Genomic DNA, 2,580 nt, shown 5'->3' on the forward strand with positions numbered 1-2,580 from the left:
ATTACTATGCAGTATTTTTTCTTAATAAGTCAGGCTATTATTTTATTCTCTAATATTTTTTGTAGAAAAATGTTGGAAAAACGGCATTAGTAAACATTGAGTTATAAATAACAAATTTACTTAAGAAATTTTTTAAAGCCAATACCTACATCTTGTTATTATGGTATAATAAAAAAAATATTCTATATTTTTTGACATCTTTTCTAACTGATAGAATTTTTTGTTAATACAATTGGATACAATATAGAAAATATTTAAAAGGAGGTTTTTTTAAATGGCAGTAGTAAAGATTATTGAAATTCTGGCGGAATCAGAAAAAGGTTGGGAGGATGCTACAAAGGTAGCGCTTGAAGAGGCAAAAAAAACAGTACGTAACATTAAATCAGTTTACGTAAAAGAGTTTCAGGCAATTGTGGAGAATGATGAAATTGTCAGATACCGTGTTGATGTTAAGATATCATTTGTTGTAAAATAATAAAAAAGGTTTTCAGTTACTGGTTTTCGGTTTTTAGTTTAAAAACGAGGAACCAGAAAAAAACAAAAATGGGGATGATCTCTAAGTAAAAGATTGTCCCCATTTTTTACTTTCTTATACAGGAAATAACCGGAAGATAGATAGTTTTCAGTTTATAGTTATTATTTTTCGGTCTAAGCTATTCAAAGAAGAAATATTTATAATAACAAAATTACATTAAATTTTTATTCAATTATGATAGCAATTATTGATTTTAAAACTAAAAACAGAAAACTATAAACTGCAAACTTAAAATGGGAACAGGTCCTTCTTTATGAAACTATCCCCATTTTTTTCAAGTTATATCACATTGTAAAGAACGTTTTTATCTTATTTTTCATTCAAACAGAAAACCATTCCCGTGACAATTATATTGTCAAAAGAACCGTCCCCGTGACAACTATTTGTTTAGAAAATTTGCGGCTGAATCGAGATAATAAGCGGCTCTCTCTACAATTGCTGGTTCGATCTCATATATTTCTTGCCAGCCGTTTTCTATGGATCCGGTATATTCCCTGGCTGCCCATGGACCTGTTCCTACCTGGAAACCGTTTGTCCAGAAATAAAATGGTGGCCAGTCAATTTCATAGTATTCCATATAAGCCAGTAAGTCTTCATGTTGCCAGTCATAAATGGGCGCATAACGCACCACACCATGCTCGTCTACATCCATACCTTCTTCACCAGGGTCATTTCCATCTATTTTTCTTCTGCCAACCAGAAACATATCTATATTATTTTTTTTGAAATACCTTTTTTGTCCCTCATTTTGCACCTGTTTAAACCAGACTGAGGCAATTTCAGCATGCTGAGGAAATAGCATATTCTTATTATCAGCCAGCCATTTCAAATCCTGACCGGTATTTACTATTTCCAGGCCTTCCGGTGCATTCTCTATTACCCAATCAACAACCTGCTGATATTCCAGATTACAGCGGACCCAGACATTTTTCTTAACCCCCAAATCCCTGCATATATGTTCCAAAACAATTGAATCCTTGCCACCGCTCCAGGAAATAGCAACTTTTTTTCCTTTTATGTGTTTTTTTATTCTGTCTCTGGCTTGTTCTCTTAATTTTACAATCCTTTTTTCAAAATCTTTATCATCCTGCAATCTTTCTCTAACATTTTCCAACTCTTCCAACCAGGCATCCTGTTGGGTATCCTGTTTAACGCCTAAGATAGTATCAACCTCCCTATCTTTATATTATTTATTTTATATTTTTAATATATATTTTTTTCAAAGACCATAAAGTGCCTGTCAGGGCTATAATAATCTTTCACAGCTATTCTTTCATTGACCAGAACTGTTGGACCAATCTTTGAACTAATATTATTGTAACTATTGTTCAAAAATAGTTTTTCTGATGCAATATTTTCCGGATCAATTGTAACCTCAATTCTTGTACAGCCCATTTCACCAGCTTTATTTTCTATAGATTCAAGCAATAATCCTCCCAGTCCTCTTCCCTGCATATCTGAATGTACACCAATCTGCCATAGAAAATAAGTTTTGGGATCATTCTGGGAAACAAATCCCATCTGCCAGCCTATTATTTTCCCCTGTTGTTCGGCAACCAAACATGTCGAAGAAAAATATCTCAACATAATTTTATAAAAATGCTGAAAATACCTTTCCAATGGCGGTGATGCAGATACAAAGTTATAGACCTGCAGAAATTCATCTTCCCGGGCATCTCTAATATGAATACCATCCCGCCAAATCTGGCTTTTTTGCATTTTCTTTTTTATTACCTGCTCATCACCAATATCAGCCCGGTAATAATAATAACCATTAATGCCTCGCAGCGCACCTTCTATCTGCTCATTGGCTTTCTTTAATGAGGGGGCATCAGTTAAAAGAGCAACTCCTCTTTCATCACCAACCCTCAACTGAGAAGAATCATCCAGTCCGCAACTATAATAGAGACTGGTATTATTTTGTCTTAACAATTCCTTATCAATTTGAATATTCAATATCTGGTTTGCTAACCTGGGATAATCATCCGGCACTAAATATTTACACAGGGTAGTATTAGGCAAAAATTGTCCTTTAATATCTTTAC

3 protein-coding genes are annotated in these 2,580 nt (G+C 33.8%); 1 reads left to right on the top strand and 2 read right to left on the bottom strand.

The genetic code is table 11. The features are described from left to right. Positions 1-274: 274 nt before the first annotated feature. Positions 275-475 (top strand): dodecin family protein, encoded by a 201-nt coding sequence (locus PHQ99_08645; protein ID MDD4289640.1) that lies wholly within the window; start codon positions 275-277, stop codon positions 473-475. Positions 476-914: 439 nt separating this feature from the next. Here the strand turns inward: PHQ99_08645 and PHQ99_08650 are convergent, their stop codons facing one another. Next, positions 915-1,658, bottom strand: coding sequence for a phosphoadenosine phosphosulfate reductase family protein (locus tag PHQ99_08650; GenBank protein MDD4289641.1), 744 nt, complete (start codon positions 1,656-1,658; stop codon positions 915-917). An 80-nt stretch (positions 1,659-1,738) separates the two neighbouring features. Beyond that, positions 1,739-2,580 (bottom strand): GNAT family N-acetyltransferase (locus PHQ99_08655; GenBank protein MDD4289642.1); only part of this gene is annotated, 842 nt, incomplete at its 5' end.

The organism is Atribacterota bacterium, from assembly GCA_028703475.1.
Lineage (GTDB): Bacteria > Atribacterota > Phoenicimicrobiia > Phoenicimicrobiales > Stramentimicrobiaceae > JAQVMU01.

Excerpts from the sequence above, each read along its gene's own strand:
- PHQ99_08645 (MDD4289640.1), top strand. The coding sequence starts at position 275 with ATGGCAGTAGTAAAGATTATTGAAATTCTGGCGGAATCAGAAAAAGGT.